The organism is Hyphomicrobiales bacterium, from assembly GCA_016710435.1.
Taxonomy (GTDB): Bacteria; Pseudomonadota; Alphaproteobacteria; order Rhizobiales; family Aestuariivirgaceae; genus Aestuariivirga.
This window is the reverse complement of sequence record JADJVV010000001.1, coordinates 824,575-840,151: the sequence shown is the minus strand read 5'-3', so window position 1 is coordinate 840,151 and position 15,577 is coordinate 824,575. Positions and strand designations below refer to the sequence as shown.

The 15,577-nt window shown below is 63.9% G+C and carries 14 protein-coding genes; 4 read left to right on the top strand and 10 right to left on the bottom strand.

Annotated features, from left to right (window positions below):
* Window positions 1–62 precede the first annotated feature (62 nt).
* Both cysK and IPM06_04095 read right to left on the bottom strand, forming a co-directional pair.
* Entirely contained in the window at window positions 63–1,022 is a 960-nt protein-coding gene (cysK, locus tag IPM06_04100; GenBank protein MBK8769598.1) for a cysteine synthase A, read from the bottom strand.
* Between the two features lie 118 nt (window positions 1,023–1,140).
* A complete protein-coding gene (locus IPM06_04095; protein MBK8769597.1) occupies window positions 1,141–1,317 on the bottom strand; it encodes a hypothetical protein in 177 nt (58 codons plus the stop codon).
* A 114-nt stretch (window positions 1,318–1,431) separates the two neighbouring features.
* Here IPM06_04095 and IPM06_04090 point away from each other — a divergent pair, with 114 nt between their 5' ends.
* The 4 genes from IPM06_04090 (at window position 1,432) to IPM06_04075 (ending at window position 7,734) form a co-directional block, all read left to right on the top strand.
* Entirely contained in the window at window positions 1,432–2,301 is an 870-nt protein-coding gene (locus IPM06_04090) for a Ku protein (GenBank protein MBK8769596.1), read from the top strand.
* Between the two features lie 6 nt (window positions 2,302–2,307).
* Window positions 2,308–4,905, top strand: coding sequence for a DNA ligase D (gene ligD / locus IPM06_04085; GenBank protein ID MBK8769595.1), 2,598 nt, complete (start codon window positions 2,308–2,310; stop codon window positions 4,903–4,905).
* A gap of 88 nt (window positions 4,906–4,993) precedes the next feature.
* Window positions 4,994–6,031, top strand: coding sequence for an alcohol dehydrogenase catalytic domain-containing protein (locus IPM06_04080; GenBank protein ID MBK8769594.1), 1,038 nt, complete (start codon window positions 4,994–4,996; stop codon window positions 6,029–6,031).
* A gap of 8 nt (window positions 6,032–6,039) precedes the next feature.
* Entirely contained in the window at window positions 6,040–7,734 is a 1,695-nt protein-coding gene (locus IPM06_04075) for a glycerol-3-phosphate dehydrogenase/oxidase (protein MBK8769593.1), read from the top strand.
* Between the two features lie 3 nt (window positions 7,735–7,737).
* Here IPM06_04075 and IPM06_04070 read toward each other — a convergent pair whose 3' ends face one another.
* From IPM06_04070 to IPM06_04035, 8 genes are read right to left on the bottom strand one after another with little or no spacing between them, the layout of a single operon-like run.
* Entirely contained in the window at window positions 7,738–8,454 is a 717-nt protein-coding gene (locus tag IPM06_04070) for a lipoate--protein ligase family protein (GenBank protein MBK8769592.1), read from the bottom strand.
* Window position 8,455: 1 nt separating this feature from the next.
* Window positions 8,456–9,310, bottom strand: a complete 855-nt coding sequence (locus IPM06_04065; GenBank protein MBK8769591.1) for a class II fructose-bisphosphate aldolase — start codon at window positions 9,308–9,310, stop codon at window positions 8,456–8,458.
* 25 nt (window positions 9,311–9,335) lie between these two features.
* Window positions 9,336–9,578 (bottom strand): biotin attachment protein, encoded by a 243-nt coding sequence (locus tag IPM06_04060; GenBank protein ID MBK8769590.1) that lies wholly within the window; start codon window positions 9,576–9,578, stop codon window positions 9,336–9,338.
* Between the two features lie 4 nt (window positions 9,579–9,582).
* Complete coding sequence (locus IPM06_04055; GenBank protein MBK8769589.1) at window positions 9,583–10,587, bottom strand: alpha-ketoacid dehydrogenase subunit beta; 1,005 nt, start codon at window positions 10,585–10,587, stop codon at window positions 9,583–9,585.
* Window positions 10,584–11,570 (bottom strand): thiamine pyrophosphate-dependent dehydrogenase E1 component subunit alpha, encoded by a 987-nt coding sequence (locus tag IPM06_04050; GenBank protein MBK8769588.1) that lies wholly within the window; start codon window positions 11,568–11,570, stop codon window positions 10,584–10,586. The genes IPM06_04055 and IPM06_04050 overlap by 4 nt, the downstream gene beginning before the upstream one ends.
* Entirely contained in the window at window positions 11,567–12,592 is a 1,026-nt protein-coding gene (locus tag IPM06_04045; protein ID MBK8769587.1) for a sugar-binding transcriptional regulator, read from the bottom strand. Before IPM06_04045 ends, IPM06_04050 begins: the two co-directional genes overlap by 4 nt.
* On the bottom strand, window positions 12,589–14,100 hold the full coding sequence (locus IPM06_04040) for a carbohydrate kinase (protein ID MBK8769586.1): 1,512 nt from the start codon (window positions 14,098–14,100) through the stop codon (window positions 12,589–12,591). Before IPM06_04040 ends, IPM06_04045 begins: the two co-directional genes overlap by 4 nt.
* Window positions 14,097–15,539 (bottom strand): iron-containing alcohol dehydrogenase, encoded by a 1,443-nt coding sequence (locus IPM06_04035; GenBank protein MBK8769585.1) that lies wholly within the window; start codon window positions 15,537–15,539, stop codon window positions 14,097–14,099. Before IPM06_04035 ends, IPM06_04040 begins: the two co-directional genes overlap by 4 nt.
* Window positions 15,540–15,577 lie beyond the last annotated feature (38 nt).

Genomic DNA, 15,577 nt, shown 5'->3' with positions numbered 1-15,577 from the left:
ATTTCCTTTCCGTTATAGCCAATGAACTATAACGGAAAGAAACGCAAGGTACCTTCTCCGGATCAGCCAATGCCTTCGAAGAGCGCGGTCGAAAGGTAGCGTTCGGCGAAGGACGGCACGATGGCGACGATGGACTTGCCCTTGTTCTCCGGGCGCTTAGCCAGTTGCAATGCGGCCCAGATCGCCGCGCCGGAACTGATGCCGCCGGGCAGGCCCTCGGTGCGCGCAAGCTCGCGGGCGGTGGCCAAGGCATCGCCGTTGCTGACGGTCACGACCTCATCGATCACGCTCCGGTCAAGGATGCCGGGCACGAAGCCGGCGCCGATGCCCTGGATCTTGTGGGGGCCTGGGCTTCCCCCGGACAAGATGGGGGAGTCCGCCGGTTCCACCGCCACCATGCGGAGCGAGGGTTTGCGCTGTTTCAATACGCTGCCCACGCCGGTGATGGTGCCGCCGGTGCCCACGCCCGCCACGAAGATGTCGATCTTGCCGCCGGTGTCGTTCCAGATTTCTTCCGCCGTGGTGACGCGGTGGATGGCGGGGTTGGCGGGATTTTCAAACTGCTGGGGAATGATGACGTTCGGATCGGCGGCCTTGATCTCCTCCGCCCTGGCGATGGCGCCCTTCATGCCCTTGGCGGCCTCGGTGAGCACCAGTTCCGCGCCGAGGAGCGCAAACATCTTGCGCCGTTCGATGGACATGGATTCGGGCATCACCAGCTTCAGCCTGTAGCCCCGCGCCGCCGCGACGAAGGCCAGCGCGATGCCCGTATTGCCGGAGGTCGGTTCGACCAGAACAGTGTCCGGCGTCATGCGGCCCGCCTTCTCCAGTGCATCAATCATGGCGACGCCGATGCGGTCCTTCACGCTTGCCAGCGGATTGAAGAACTCCAGCTTGGCGAGAATTTCCGCCTGCGCGCCGTGGGCCTTGGCGTAACGGGACAATCTGACAATCGGCGTGTCCCCGACCGTGTCGGTGATGGAATTGAAGATGCGCCCGCGGCCCGGTTTCTGTGCACTCATTGCCTGTCTCCTTCAGTCCGTTTGCTTCGTGCAAAGAGAAACCAAAGCAGAGACATTTACAATGGGCAGGCGGGAGAAAGGGTGCGGCTGCGTCAATCATGACAGGACAGCCGTGACGCTAGGGACGTCCGGAAAAGAACACGACGATCAGCCCGTAACCGACGAGCAGCGCCAGTACGCTCCAGAACAACACATAGCGCACGTTATGCCCGGTCACACCCTGGCGGGCACGGTTCGTGGGGTCCTGCTTTTCCTGCTGGCGGGTCTGGGGTGATTTATCGTCATCTGATGTCATCGGGACCTCGAAGTTCTCCCACTAAAAATGCCACCGCGCTGCGGAAGTTCCGGGGAACCGGGGGCCGCCTTGCACCGTTCTGTTGGCGGTGTGTTTTGCGTGAAGGAGGATTTCATGCCTGCAGGACGTCGCGCGTACTGGAAGGGGTACCTCCGGCTTTCCCTGGTCTCCGTCGGGATCGAGCTTTTCGATGCCGAGGACAAGAAAAGCCAGATCAGCTTCAACCAGATTCACAAGCCCACCGGACGGCGCATCAATTACGTGAAGAGCGTGCAGGGCGTGGGACCCGTTCCCGCCTCCGAGATCATTTCCGGTTACGAGATCGACAAGGACCGTTACGTCACGCTGGATCCGGACGAACTCACCGCCGTGAAGCTGGAAAGCAAGCGTACCATCGAACTCGGCCGTTTTGCGCCTGCGGCAGAAATCGACTCGCGCTTTGTCGAGCAGCCCTATTACGTGGTACCGTCGGACGAGTATGCGGCGGAGGGCTACATGGTGATCCGCGAGGCATTGGCCAAGACAGGCCGCGCCGGCATCGGCCAGATGACCCATGGCGGCAAGGAACATCTCATAGCCGTGACGGCGCTGGGGGACGGCCTCGTCCTGTACCGGCTCCGCTATGCCAACGAAGTGAAGGCCGCGAAGGATTTCTTCGGCGACCTGCCGCGCGCCAAGCTGGACAAGGAGATGGTTGACCTCGCCAGCGAACTGATCGAGCGCAAGTCCGGTCCCTTCGATCCGGAGGACTACGACGACAAGTATGCGACGGAACTGAAGAAACTCATTGCCCGCAAGGCCAAGGGCGAAAAGATCGTGGCGGCGCCCGAGCCGGAACCGGCCGAGAGCAACGTGATCAATCTCATGGACGCGCTGCGCAAGAGCCTGGGCGACAAGAAATCCGCCCGTCCCGCCGAACGGGAAACCGCCGCTCCAGCGCCGCGCAAGAAAGCTGCGAAGTCGCCGCGGCGAAAGGCGGGATAAAGAGCCATGGCTGTGACGGCACGGAAGACATCCAAGCGGGCGGCGGCGAGCAAGGCGGCCTCGCTCAAGGCCTATCAACGCAAGCGCGACTTCAGCAAGACGACCGAACCGCCCGCGGGTCCGCGCGGCAAAGCCACGGGCCAGCGCTTCGTGGTGCAGAAACATGATGCGCGGCGCCTGCATTTCGACCTGCGGCTGGAACTGGATGGCGTGCTGAAAAGCTGGGCCGTTACCAAGGGTCCGAGCATGACAGCAGGGGTGCGCCGTCTCGCGGTGGAAACCGAGGATCACCCCATCGGCTACATTGATTGGGAAGGTGTCATTCCCAAGGGCCAATATGGCGGCGGCACCATGATCGTGTGGGACCAGGGAAGCTGGACCGCCGAGGGGGACGCTGCAGCCTCGCTGAAAGCCGGAAAGCTGTCGTTTGAATTGAAGGGACAAAGGCTGCACGGGCGCTGGACGCTGGTTCGCATGAAGCCCGAGGGCAAGCGTCACAACTGGCTGCTCATCAAGGGGCACGATGAACACGCGCTGACCGAAGGATCAGCCGAGCCGGTGGAGACCGAAACATCGTCTCTCAAATCCGGACTCGCCAACAGTGATCTTGAGGGCGGTGCTCTGCGCCCCGATCACAAGGCGCGGCAGGCGAAGGCGGGAAAGCTTCCTGCTGTCTCCACCACCAACCTCCGCAAGATCGCCGGAGCCGCGGTCGGCATCCTCCCCGCTTTTGTCGAGCCGAGCCTTGCGCTCAGCGTCACCGGACCGCCCAAGGGCAAACAGTGGATCCATGAGATCAAGCACGACGGCTACCGCATGCAGGCGCGTATCGAAGGCGGCAAGGTCACGCTTCTCACCCGCAAGGGCCTGGACTGGACGGCCCGCTTTCCACCCATTGCGCAGCGGCTTGCCGGGTTGCCCGTGGGCGCGGCCCTGATCGATGGCGAGATCATCGTGCAGGATGCGTCCGGCCATTCCAGCTTCAGCGGCCTGCAGGATGATCTCAAGGCGAAGCGGTACAACCGCCTCGTCTACTTCATGTTCGACATCATGCATTGCAATGGCGTGGACCTCAGGGGAGCACAACTTGCCGACCGCAAGGACGTGTTGCGGCAGGTCATCGCGGCGGCACCTCAATCCTTTGCGCTTCGCTTCAGCGATCATTTCGGCGAGGCCACGAGCAAGGACATTCTTGGCGAAGCCTGCCGCCTGGGCCTGGAAGGCATTGTCTCGAAGCGCGCCGATCTTCCTTACGTGTCGGGCCGGGGCGACCACTGGCAGAAATCCAAGTGCTCGCTGCGACAGGAGTTCATCGTGGTGGGCTTCGTGCGGTCTGCGGCGCAACCGCGTGCTGTGGGATCATTGGTGCTGGCCTATCACGAGGGAGACGCCTTGGTACATGCGGGCCGGGCGGGCACAGGGCTTGATGCCAAGGAAGCAGCGGCGCTGGCCGAGCGGCTGGAGCCGCTCAAGACCACCATGCCGCACTTCGCCAGCGATCCGCCGCCGCTGGCACAGCGTGGCGTCATCTGGGTAAAGCCGCAACTGGCGGCCGAGATCGAATACCGGGGCTGGTCCTCGCAGGGGCTTCTGCGCCAGGCCGCCATCAAGGGCCTGCGCGACGACAAGCCGGAAGCCGAGATCGTGCTGGAACATGCCGAAGCGCCGCATGATGATCCCGCGGGTGCCAAGCCGAAGCGCACCAGCAAGGCAAAGGTTGCCGTGAAGCCCGGCAAAGCTGCGGTGTCTGCTCATGCGTCAGGTGTTCCCACGCTCACACATCCTGACAAGCTGCTGTGGGCGGATGTGAAAGTGAGCAAGCGCATGCTGGCGGACTATTACACGCTGGTGGCCGAGCGCTGCCTTCCCCACGTGGCGGGCCGCGTGCTCGCCTTGCTGCGCTGTCCGGAGGGTACCTCCGGGCAATGTTTCTTCGCCAAGCACGCCTGGATGGGAACATCGCAACATATCCGGCAGGTGGATGCCGGCAGCGAGAAGCCGATGCTGGCGATTGACGATGCGAACGGGCTCATCAGCCTCGTGCAGATGAATGTGCTGGAGATCCATGTCTGGGGATCGCTGGTGACGCACATCGAGAAACCGGACCGCATCATCTTCGACCTCGATCCCGACGAGGCTGTCTCTTGGACAACGCTTCGCGATGCCGCCATCGAGGTGAAGGACCGCCTTTCAAAACTGGGACTGACCAGTTTCGTGAAGAGCACGGGCGGCAAGGGTCTGCATGTCGTCGTACCGGTGCTTCCGGAGGCGGACTGGGATACGGTGAAGAATTTCACCAAGGCCTTCGCCATGATCATGTCGCAGGACAGTCCGGAGAAATATCTCGCCGTGATGAGCAAGACCCGGCGCAAGGGGCGCATCTTCATCGACTACCTGCGCAACGGGCGCGGGGCCACGGCGATCGCCCCCTATTCCACCCGGGCGCGGCCGAAAGCCCCCGTTTCGCTGCCCCTGGACTGGAACGACCTCACGGGGGACAGGCCGCTGTTCACGGTGCCCGACATCTTGAAGGCCGGGAAATTGCCTGTTGATCCGTGGACGGATTTCGCCAAAATCCGCCAGAAGTTGCCGCGTCTGGGCTGACGTCAATTTCGAAACATATTGACATTTCAGAATACAAATGTTCAGTGCGGGCATCCTTTCATCGTCCGCAAGCGAGGAACATCCTGCCGTGAAGGCTGCCGTGCTGAAGCAGGTGAACGACATCAGCTGCACCTCCGTGCCGGAGCCCCGGCTGGAGGCGGGGGACCTCTTGGTGAAGGTCCGGGCGGCGACGATCTGCGGCACCGACATCCGCATCATCCGTGGCCGCAAGACGGCAGGCGTGCGCTACCCCTCCATCCTCGGCCACGAGTTTTCCGGCGAGATCGTCGATACCGGCGGCCATGCCCAGTTCTCCCTTGGCCAGGCCGTTGCCGTTTGTCCGGCCTTTGCCTGCGGCCATTGCGCGGCCTGCATGTCAGGCGCCGAGAACCTCTGTCACAACCTCGTGGCCATGGGCTACGAGATTGATGGCGGATTTGCCGAGTACGTCCGTATCCCGGCCAAAGGCGTGGCGTCGGGCAATGTCTTCGCGCTGCCGGAAGGCATGACCTTTGAAGCCGCCGCGCTGGCAGAGCCGCTGGCTTGCGTGATCAATGGCCAGGAGCGCGTCCGGGTCGGCCTGGGCGATACCGTCGTCGTACTGGGGGCGGGGCCCATCGGTTTGCTGCATGTGCAATTGGCGAAGCTCTCGGGGGCCAGTCGCATCATCGTGAGCCAGCGTAGTGCGGTGCGCCGCGCCGCTGCTCTCGCCGCCGGAGCCGATACGGTGATTGATCCCACAACGGAGAACGTGATCGAGCGGGTGCGTGCGCTGACCGGCGGGCAAGGGGCGGATGTCGCCATCTGCGCCATCGGTGATCCGTCGCTTGCCAATGATGCCATCCACATGGTGCGGCCGCGCGGGCGCGTCAGCCTCTTTGCCGGATTTGCCAAGGGCACGGAAGCACCGCTCGATGTCAATGCCATCCACTACAGCGAACTCCTGGTGACGGGCGCCTTCGGGCTCTCCCGCCTGCAATTCCGTACGGCACTCCAGATGATCGCCAGCGGACACATCAATGCCGCCTCGCTCCTCAGCCACCGCTTCCCGCTGTCGGACTTCACCGCAGCGCTGGCGACGGCGGAGCAAGGCTCCGCCATCAAGGTCTCACTCCTCAACTCCTGATCCATGCCATGACACCAACTGCACCTGCCCCCCTGAAATCCCACTATTCCGTTCTCATCATCGGCGCCGGCATCAATGGTTGCGGCACCTTCCGCGACTTGTGCCTGCAAGGCGTGGATTGCCTGCTCATCGACCGGGGCGACATCTGCGGCGGCGCCAGTGCGGCACCGTCGCGACTCATCCACGGCGGCATCAAGTATCTCGAGACACGCGAATTCCGCCTGGTGCGCGAGTCCGCCATGGAGCGGAACCGGTTGCTGCGCAACGCGCCACATTATGTGAAGGCGCTGGAAACGGTGTTTCCGTCGCGCTCGCTGTTCGCGGGCCTTGTCCCGGCGGCGCTGGGCTTTCTCGGCTTCAACACGACGATCAAGAAGCGCGGCGCCATCCTCATCGAACTCGGATTGCGGATCTATGATTTCTACAGCCGCAAGGTCCAGGCGCTGCCGGACCACTACTCGATGAACAAGACGCGACTGCACAGCGAATATCCGGCGATCACGCCTGATCTCATCGCTGCCGGTGTCTACAACGAAGGCCGTGTCACGCACGCTGAACGCCTCGGCATGGAACTGGTGCAGGATGGTCTTGCGGCCAATCCGGCAAGTGCCCTCGGCACCTATACGCAGGTGACCGGCACAAAGGGCCGCACGCTCTCGCTGAAGCACGAGGTGACGGGGACGGTGCATGAGGTCACGGCCGACGTGATCATCAATGCCGGCGGCGCCTGGATCGACAAGGTCAATGCAGGCATGGGCATTGCCTCCCGGCACATGGGCGGATCGAAGGGCGCGCATCTCATCGTCCGGAATGATGCGCTGGTGGCCGCGCTCAAGGGGCGCATGCTCTATTTCGGCACATCGGATGGGCGCTTCAACCTCATCTATCCTTTCTTCGGCAATGCGCTGGTGGGATCGACCGACATTGCGGTGAAGGATCCGGACCAGGCCTATTGCAGCACGGAAGAGGCGGACTACCTGCTGAACACGGTGCGCGAAATACTTCCGGACATCAAGGTGAGCCGCGACGACGTGGTTCTCACCTATTGTGGCGTGCGGCCGCTGCCGCGCTCCGAGGGCAAGGACATTGGTGTGGTGACGCGCGACCATGCCATCGCGCGCGACACGTTGCCGGGAACGGATGTGCCCGTGCTGTCGCTGATCGGCGGAAAGTGGACGACACACCGGGCCTTTTCCGAGCAGAGCGCGGATGCCGTGCTGGCGCTCCTCAAGCGCGCGCGCAAGCTGACGACAGAGGACCTCGCCATCGGTGGCGGGCGTGATTATCCGAAAGCGGATGAAGCCCGCGCTGCTTTCGTGAGCGGACTTGCGAAAACGCTCGGCGTCGACGCGGCGCGTGCCACGCTTCTGTTCGAGCGCTACGGCACCTCCGCGACGGCGTTGAAGGAGGCCTTCGCCAACGGTGGCAGTGCGCCGCTGTACTCCTTGCCGCACTACAGCAGGGGCGAGATCGTCCACATCTGTGCCACGGAAAATGTCTGCCGTCTCGCGGACCTTCTGTTGCGTCGCACGGCCGTGACCATGGAAGGCTTGCTCAGTGACGCGGCCATTCGAGAGACGGCTGATATTGCCGCTCCTGTTCTGGGCTGGAACACGGCGCGCCGCGATGCCGAGATTGCTTTCGCAGCGGAAGAAATGTCGAGGCGCAATGTGCGCAACACGCGCCCGCAGAAGGCCGCCTGACTCTCACGTCTGGGAGGCGCGTACCTCAGCTGCCAGCAGGTCCGTGATTTTCTGACAGGCGCCGGTGATGGAGTGAACGGGGCTCAGACTGACAATGTCTCCGAAGGTGACGGGATCGAAGGCAACGCCCATGATGCCGTAGGCCTCCGCCACCGCGGCGAGAGCGGCGGGAGACGGCGCAACGGAAATCACGGCGCCGAGATGGTAACCGTGCTTCGCCACGCGCTGGGCAACGCCAACGAGTTTCACGCGGCCACCGGCGTTGACGCTGTAGTCGCCCGCGCAATACTCACCTTCGACGGCGCCGACGCGTGCATCGAGGCCGAGAGAGGCGAGTGCCGATGCGACACTGGCCGAGAAAAGTCGGTAGCGTTCCCGCGTGTGGTCGCGCGGCTGGGCATGGGGTGCCACCAGGTCGATCACCAATGTGGCTTCGTCATAGATTGCAAGTTGTCCACCGGCACCCCGTTCGGCGGGGGCAAAGCCGCGCGCGCCCAGCAGAGAGGTCAGGTGATGATAGTGCGGATGGGTGGTATCCCGCGGTGAAAACGCCGCGGTGGGACGGGGTCGATAGGCACGGAGCGAGGCCGGACTGTCTTGCTCCAGCGACGACAGCATCCGGCGCACGCGGGCCATGTCTTCGGCAGGTGCAAGGGAAGAAGGCTCTTCCACCTGCACACTGCCGATGCCCCCGGCCGCGTGGCCAAATGGCTGTGTCACATCAGCCCCGGGCGGCGGCCTTGCCGGCGCAGCCGTAGAGTTCCATCTTCTCGATGGTCGCAGCGATCATGCGCTTGCGGCCTTCGGCCATGGCCTCTTCGAGTTGATGATCCCCCTTCGACCAGACGTCGAGCATGCCCTGGCGGAAGGCGTGGCGGAGGTCGGTGTCGGCGTTGAACTTGTGAACGCCCGCGGCCTTGGCGGCCTGCACTTCGTCCTCGGGCACTCCGGAGGCGCCATGCAGCACGAGTGGAATCTTTGTGGCGTCGCGAATTTCGAGCGTGCGCTGGATCGACAGCGGTTCCGGCTTGAGACCGGGAATGACGCCGTGCACGATGCCCACGGAAATGGCGAGATAGTCCACACCCGTCTCGGCGACGAAGCGCGTCGCTTCATCGACGGTGGTGTAATAGTCTGCCCAGTTCACGCTTTCGCCCACGTCCGGAATCTTGCCCAGCTCGGATTCCACGGGAATGCCGAAGTCATGGGCGATCTCCACGACGCGCCTCGTCATCTTGATGTTCTCTTCGAACGGCAGATGGGCGAAGTCGCACATGATGGAGTTGAAGCCGAGCTTGATGGCCTCCAGGCATTCTTCCCAGGGACCGTGATCGAGATGGATGACGAATTCGGCATCCGATTCCTCGGCGATGCGCTTGGTCATCTCGAAAGCGCGGGCCACACCCATGTGGGGGACGATGGCGCGGCCAACCTGCAGGAAGACCGGTGCCTTGGCCTGCTCGGCGGCACGGACGAGGGCCTCGGTTGTCTCGGGGTTGTGCATGTTGAAGGCGCCAACGGCATACTTGCCCTTGCGCGCATCGTTGATCAGTTGGCGGGGGTCAGCCCATGGCATGTGCAAATTCCTTGTGAGCGGGTGATCAGGCTTTTTCGATGATGGCGACAGGCGTGCGAACCGCGACAACGGTGCCGGGCTGTTCCAGGATTTCGACGAGCTTTCCGGCGGCAGGCGACTCGATCACCTCCACGGTCTTTTCGGATTCGACTTCCGCCAGCGGCTCATCTTCGGCCACGGTGTCGCCCACGGCCTTGAGCCATTTGACGATGGTGCCTTCACTCATGCCCATGCCCCATTGCGGGAGCAGTACTTTGATGCGTGCCATGGATTTATGCCTTTCGTGTTCCGGCGACCTTGCGGACGGCATCCGCGATCGTTCCGGCGTTGGGGTAGAGTTGCTTCTCCAGCGCGGGGCTGAAGGGGATGTGGGTGTCGGGCGTCGTCACGCGGATGATCGGGGCCTTCAGGCAGTCGAAGGCCTTCTCGGCCACAAGCGCTGAAATCTCGGCCGCTGCACCGCAGGTGCGGTTGGCAGGATCGGCGACGACCAGCCGCCCGGTGCGGGCCACGGAATTGAGAACGGCATCCGAGTCGAAGGGCACAAGCGTGCGCGGATCGATTACCTCGATGGAGATGCCTTCCTTCTCCAGTTGCTGGGCCGCCTGCATCGCGGCGGGAACGGCGCTCGAAATTGCAACGACGGTGACGTCGCTGCCGCTGCGCACGGTCTTGGCGACGCCGAAGGGAATGTGGAATTCGCCATCCTGCACATCTTCCTTCATGCCCCAGAGCATGCAGGCCTCGAAGGACATCACGGGATCGTCCATGTCGATTGCCGTGCGCAACAGGCCCTTGGCATCGCTGGGCGAGGCTGGGACCATGATCTTGATGCCCGGCATGTTCATGAACATGGGGTAGGGACGGTCGGAGTGGTGCGCCGCCGTGCTGAGGCCGTAGAACATGGCCGAGCGGAAGACGACGGGCATGGAGGCCTGTCCACCAAACATGTAGCGGCTCTTGGCTACCTGATTGATGAACTGGTCCATCGCCATGTAGAGGAAGGTGGAATAGGAGAGGTCCACGATGGGGCGAAGGCCCGTCATGGCGGCGCCTGCCGCCGCTCCCACCATGACCTCTTCCGAGATGGGCGTGTTCCGGATGCGGTTCGAACCGAACATCTGCAGGAAGTCACCCTTGTCGGCGCGCGACTTGCCGCCCATGGTGCCATAGACGTTGGCTTCGACGTCTTCGCCGAAGATGATCACGCGCGAGTCGGCCTCCATGGCTTCACGCTGTGCGGCGCCGATGGCGCCCAGATAGCTCATGACAGTCATTGCGCAACTCCGATCGGAACGGTGTAGACATCCTTGAAGGCAACGGACGGATCGGGATCCGGGCTGTCTTCGGCGAACTGCACGGCGGCATCGACTTCGGCAAGGATGTCGGCTTCGATGCTGTCCAGCATGGCGGCATCGGCGACGCCCTGTTCCTGCAGGTAGCTGCGGAACATCTTCACCGGATCGCGTTTGAGCCAGGATTCCTTTTCGGCGGCGTTGCGGTAGTCGACGGCAAGGCGCAGGCCTTCGGAATGTTCGTTGAAACGGTAGGTGACGACCTCGATCAGCGTCGGACCCTTGCCGGCGCGGGCGCGGTCCACGGCCTCGCGCACGGCGTCATAGACCGTGAGCACGCTCTGTCCGTCTTCAACGCGCACGCCCGGCATGCCGAAGCCGTGGGCGCGTTCAGCAACGACGCCCGCCGTCACCGTGTGTTGCGGCGTTGACAGTGCGTACTGGTTGTTCTCGCAGAGGAAGATGATGGGCAGCTTCCACACCGAGGCGAGGTTCATGGCCTCGTAGAGACAGCCCTGGTTTGCCGCGCCATCACCGAAGAAGGCGAGCGAGACTTTGCCGTTGTTCAAGACCTTGCTGGAGAGGGCGGCACCCGTGGCGATGGGGATGGATGAGCCGACGATGCCGGATTCACCGAGGCTTCCCACCTTGAAGTCGGCGAGGTGCATGGAACCGCCCTTGCCCTGGCAGACGCCCCAGGCTTTGCCGACAAGCTCGGCCATCAGGGGCCCGAGCTTCGCGCCCTTGCCGATGGGGTGGCCATGGCTGCGGTGGTTGCCGGTCATGTAGTCGCCCTCGCCCAGCGCCATGCAGGCGCCGACGACCTGGGCTTCCTGCCCGATCGAGGTGTGGACAGTGCCGGGAATTTCACCGCGCTTCACCATCTTGGAAGCGCGTTCGTCGAAGTAGCGGATGCGGAGCATGCGCCGCTGCATCTCCAGCAGCATGTCGTTGGCGAGTGTCATGCGGGTCCTTTCGGAGGTTGGGGTTGGCCGCGGGTGGCGGCGGTGAGGGCGTTGGCGGTGTTCACGTCGGTGACGAGAACGTCGATCCATTGTCCGGCGAGAGCCGCAGCAATGGCGTCGTGCTTGGCGGCGCCGCCCGCCACCACGATCTTGCGGCGGACATGACGGAGCTGATCAAGGGTGATGCCGACCACGAGGCTGTCGAGATGCGTCTTCACGGGCTGGCCCGCGGCATCGATGAAGCGCTGGTGCAACTGGCCGACTGCGCCCGCAGCGCGGACTTCCGCCAGTTGTTCGGCGGTGAAGAAGTTGTCGCCTTCCTCAAGAGGACCGTGGAAATCGGCGGGACCGACACCGACGAAGGCGATGTCGACGGTATCGAGCAGCTTCAGCGTGGCGCGGATGTGGCTGTCGGAGAGGGCCAGTTGGCGGAGGTCCACGCTCGGCATCACGCCCGGTGTGCGCAGGAAGACAGGCTCCGCCCCAAAGGCCCAGGCCACCTGTTGCGTGGCAAGGGCCGCCTCATGCTGCAGGCGCGGCGAACCGAGGTCGCCCAGCATTTCCACCACGCGGGTGATGCCGGTGTTGGCGCGGGGCTGCAGGTGGCGCGCCATTTCGCGGAGCGTGGTGCTCCATGACGTCAGCCCCAGCACGGGGCCGCCCTGCAATTCGCCGCCGAGGCATTGCGCGGCGGCGGCGCCGAGTGCGGTTTCCAGTCCGTCTTCACGGCTGCTCACGTCGACAACGTAGGCGGATTGAAGGCCGTAGGCCGAGACGAGGTTTTCCTCGAGATCAGGATAGAGCCCCTCCGGCGGCACAACGATGGTGCGGACGATGCCGTGTTCTGCCGCAAGGCTGAGGAAGCGCGAGACGCTGGCTTGCGACACGCCCATCTCATCGGCGATTTCGGCCTGGCGCTTGCCTTGCAGGTAATGCAGGCGCGCGGCGCGGGTGATGAGCCGCATCTGTTGCAGGTCAAGCCGCGTGACACGCGCAGGCGAGGTGGAGAGGGCGCGCTTCATGGCGTGGTTCCGTTGAGGAGGCGGAAGGTTTCCTTCAATCCCGGATAGATGCTGCGGTAAGATTCGAAGATGCCGGCATAGCGCGCATGGGATTGCGGGTCGGGTTCGAAGCTCTTGTGCACGCCCGTCATGGCGTCGGCGGCGTCGCGGAGTGATGCATGCAATCCTGCGGCTGCGGCGGCGTGGATGCCGGCGCCCAGTGCCGTGCTTTCCTGTTCGCGGGCGAGCTTCACGGTGCGGCCCAGCACGTTGGCGATGATCTGGCACCAGAGGGGACTGCGTGCGCCCCCGCCGAGCAGGACAATTTCGTCGAGCTGGCGGCCGGTCGCTGCTTCCACGCCCGTGGTGAGCAGGCGTTCTTCCAGCGCAATGGCTTCGAGGATGGCGCGGTACATGTGGCTCTTGCCATGCAGGCCCGACAGGCCAACGAAGGCGCCGCGGGCGTGACCGTCCCAGTAGGGAGTCATGGCACCGGTCCAGTAGGGCAGGCAGAGAAGGCCGGCGGCGCCTTCCGGCACCTTGGCCGCCATCGCTTCCAGCACTTGTTCCGCCGTTTCGCCGGGCTTCAGGGTGGTGGCGTCGAGGCCCGACAGTTGTTCCACGAACCAGACGATGTTCTGCGTGCCACCGCCGATGAAGGTTTCGAGAATGTAGGTCCCGGGCACAGGCCCGCCCATGGTGCGGTAAGCCATGCTGTGGCTGTAGGTGTCGGCGTAGACGCCCGAAACGGTGCCGGTTCCGATGTTGAGGTAGGCGCGGCCCGGCTGCGTGACATTGCAGCCAAGACCGGCCGATTGTCCGTCGCCCGCACCCACGACAACGGGAAGTCCGGCGGGCAGGCCTGTCAACGCCGCCACGTCAGGCGTGAGGCCACCGGCGATGGCGCCGGGTGGCAGGAGCCGGCTCACCTTGCTGCGCGTCAGTCCTGCCTTGTCGAGCAAAGCATCGTCATAGTCGAAGGAGCGGAGGTCCACGAGGCCGAGCGGATCGGCGCAGGCCCATGATGTGGACCATTCCCCGGTGAGCTTGTTGACCAGATAGCCGGCGACATCGACCACGTGGGCCGTGCGCCGGATCGTCTCGGGTTCATGCTTGCGCAGCCAGAGCAGCTTGTACCAGGCGGGCGTGGGGTTGGGCGGCTTGCCGGTGATGCGGTGAACATCAGCGCTGCCATGTTCGCCGACTTCGGCGGTCGCTCGAATGTCCATCCAGGTGATGCCGGGGCGGAGCGGCTTTCCCGCTGCGTCAAGGCAGACGAAGGTTTCGCGCTGGTGGGTGATGGCGACCGCCGCGATGCGATCCGCCTGAACCTGTTTCACCGCATCGGCCAGCGCGGCGGAGGTGGCGGTCCACCAGTCTTCGGCATTCTGTTCGACCCAGCCGGACTGCACATGATCCAGGCCATAGGTGCGGCGGCCGGTGGCGACGGCCTTGCCTGTCCTGTCCCAAACCACGGCCTTGCTGGCCGTGGTGGAACAATCGATGCCAATGACCAGGTCCCTGCTCATGCGGCAGCCTTGCGGCTCACGGATCCTTCCATGGCCCAGGCAATCATGTCTTCCGTCCACAGGCCCATCATGTCGAGCAGGTCAACGAGGTTGAAGCGGTTGCGCATGAGATGGCAATGCTTGACGGCCCAGTGGGCGAGGTCGGGCGAGATGGCGGGGTTCAAATCCGCAAACGTTGCTGGCGATCCTGAGGCCTTCAGTGTCGGGCGGAGAATTTCCGAGGGCTGAACCATCTTGCCGAATTCGCGGGCGTGCGATTTCCAGTCCGCCACGACAGAAACAAAGCGGTCCCAGTTCTGATCCACGAGCTTGAGCTTCTTCTGACAATCGGCCCAGCATTCGGCGGCGATTGCGCCTGCGGGGTCGAGTGGACCGAAGGCATTGCCGATGCGCTGTTCCATCGCCTTTGAATCGGGCTTGCGCAGGCGTTCGGGCGTGATGAGATCGGTGTCGATGGCGCGGCGCCAGAGGCGCGTGGCAACCAGCGTGGCCACACCAACCTGTGCGCCATGCAATCCGGTGGGCCTGTGATGGGCGGCGTGATGCAGGTCGAGCATGTGGCTGATGACGTGTTCAACGCCCGAGAGGCAGGCCGTGGTGTTGGAAACACCCGAGACGATACCGCGAAGGGCGAGGAGGCGCGTCAGGTTCTGGATGGCTTGCTTGTCTCCCGTCGCCACGCCGGCAGCCCAGCCCGGCGGTTCGGCGGCAGCGGCTTTCAGAAGCTCCATCGAGGCGGGATGAAAGGTGTTGTCCAGCCCCACGAGATTGGCGAGGTACCAGTCGGCGGGCGCGGTGAAGAGGGAGATTGCCTCGCCATAGCCGGAGGTGTTCAGTTCCAGCGGGGCATCGGCGATGGTCGTGGCATCGGCCAGCACGACGGTCGGCCAGCGCGAGGGGATGGTGCGCTTCACGCCGTTGCGCAGGATGACGGAAACGTTGTCGGTGAAGCCATCCACGGAAGCGGCCGTCTGCACCGCGACCTGGGGAATGTTGGCATTGCGGTTGGTCGCCACCTTGCCGATGTCGGTCATGGTGCCGGAGCCGATGGTGACGACGAGGTCGGCGCCCTTTACTTCGCGCGTGGCGGCATCGAGTACCTTGTCATCGGCATGGAGCGTGCGATGGCCGTCATCGAGGACAGCCGTGCGCACAGTATGGGTATCCTGCAACTGGCCTTCGACGAAGGCGCGCAGGCTGTGGCCCTGGCGCTTGATCGCCGACTTGTCCACGAGGATCACGATTGCCGCGCGGCCGCTCTTGCCGGCCTGTGCCAGCGCATCACCGACGGCAGCGGCGACGTGGAGATGGGCATCGCCGGAGATCTGCAGGTCCAGCATGTCGAGGGACGCGAGCTTGCCTGCGGCATCTTCCGCCTTCAGATAGCGCCGCAGTCCCGCCAAGTCCGTGGGGTCCGACAGATCGTGCGCGTGTGCCATGAAGCCCTCTTGAAAATTCGCAGCGTCCAGCACCTGCC

What these genes read in the sequence shown, in the direction of transcription:
- cysK (MBK8769598.1), bottom strand. Translation starts at nt 1,022, where the DNA reads ATGAGTGCACAGAAACCGGGCCGCGGGCGCATCTTCAATTCCATCACC.
- IPM06_04095 (MBK8769597.1), bottom strand. Translation starts at nt 1,317, where the DNA reads ATGACATCAGATGACGATAAATCACCCCAGACCCGCCAGCAGGAAAAG.
- IPM06_04090 (MBK8769596.1), top strand. Translation starts at nt 1,432, where the DNA reads ATGCCTGCAGGACGTCGCGCGTACTGGAAGGGGTACCTCCGGCTTTCC.
- ligD (MBK8769595.1), top strand. Translation starts at nt 2,308, where the DNA reads ATGGCTGTGACGGCACGGAAGACATCCAAGCGGGCGGCGGCGAGCAAG.
- IPM06_04075 (MBK8769593.1), top strand. Translation starts at nt 6,040, where the DNA reads ATGACACCAACTGCACCTGCCCCCCTGAAATCCCACTATTCCGTTCTC.
- IPM06_04065 (MBK8769591.1), bottom strand. Translation starts at nt 9,310, where the DNA reads ATGCCATGGGCTGACCCCCGCCAACTGATCAACGATGCGCGCAAGGGC.
- IPM06_04060 (MBK8769590.1), bottom strand. Translation starts at nt 9,578, where the DNA reads ATGGCACGCATCAAAGTACTGCTCCCGCAATGGGGCATGGGCATGAGT.
- IPM06_04055 (MBK8769589.1), bottom strand. Translation starts at nt 10,587, where the DNA reads ATGACTGTCATGAGCTATCTGGGCGCCATCGGCGCCGCACAGCGTGAA.
- IPM06_04050 (MBK8769588.1), bottom strand. Translation starts at nt 11,570, where the DNA reads ATGACACTCGCCAACGACATGCTGCTGGAGATGCAGCGGCGCATGCTC.
- IPM06_04045 (MBK8769587.1), bottom strand. Translation starts at nt 12,592, where the DNA reads ATGAAGCGCGCCCTCTCCACCTCGCCTGCGCGTGTCACGCGGCTTGAC.
- IPM06_04040 (MBK8769586.1), bottom strand. Translation starts at nt 14,100, where the DNA reads ATGAGCAGGGACCTGGTCATTGGCATCGATTGTTCCACCACGGCCAGC.
- IPM06_04035 (MBK8769585.1), bottom strand. Translation starts at nt 15,539, where the DNA reads ATGGCACACGCGCACGATCTGTCGGACCCCACGGACTTGGCGGGACTG.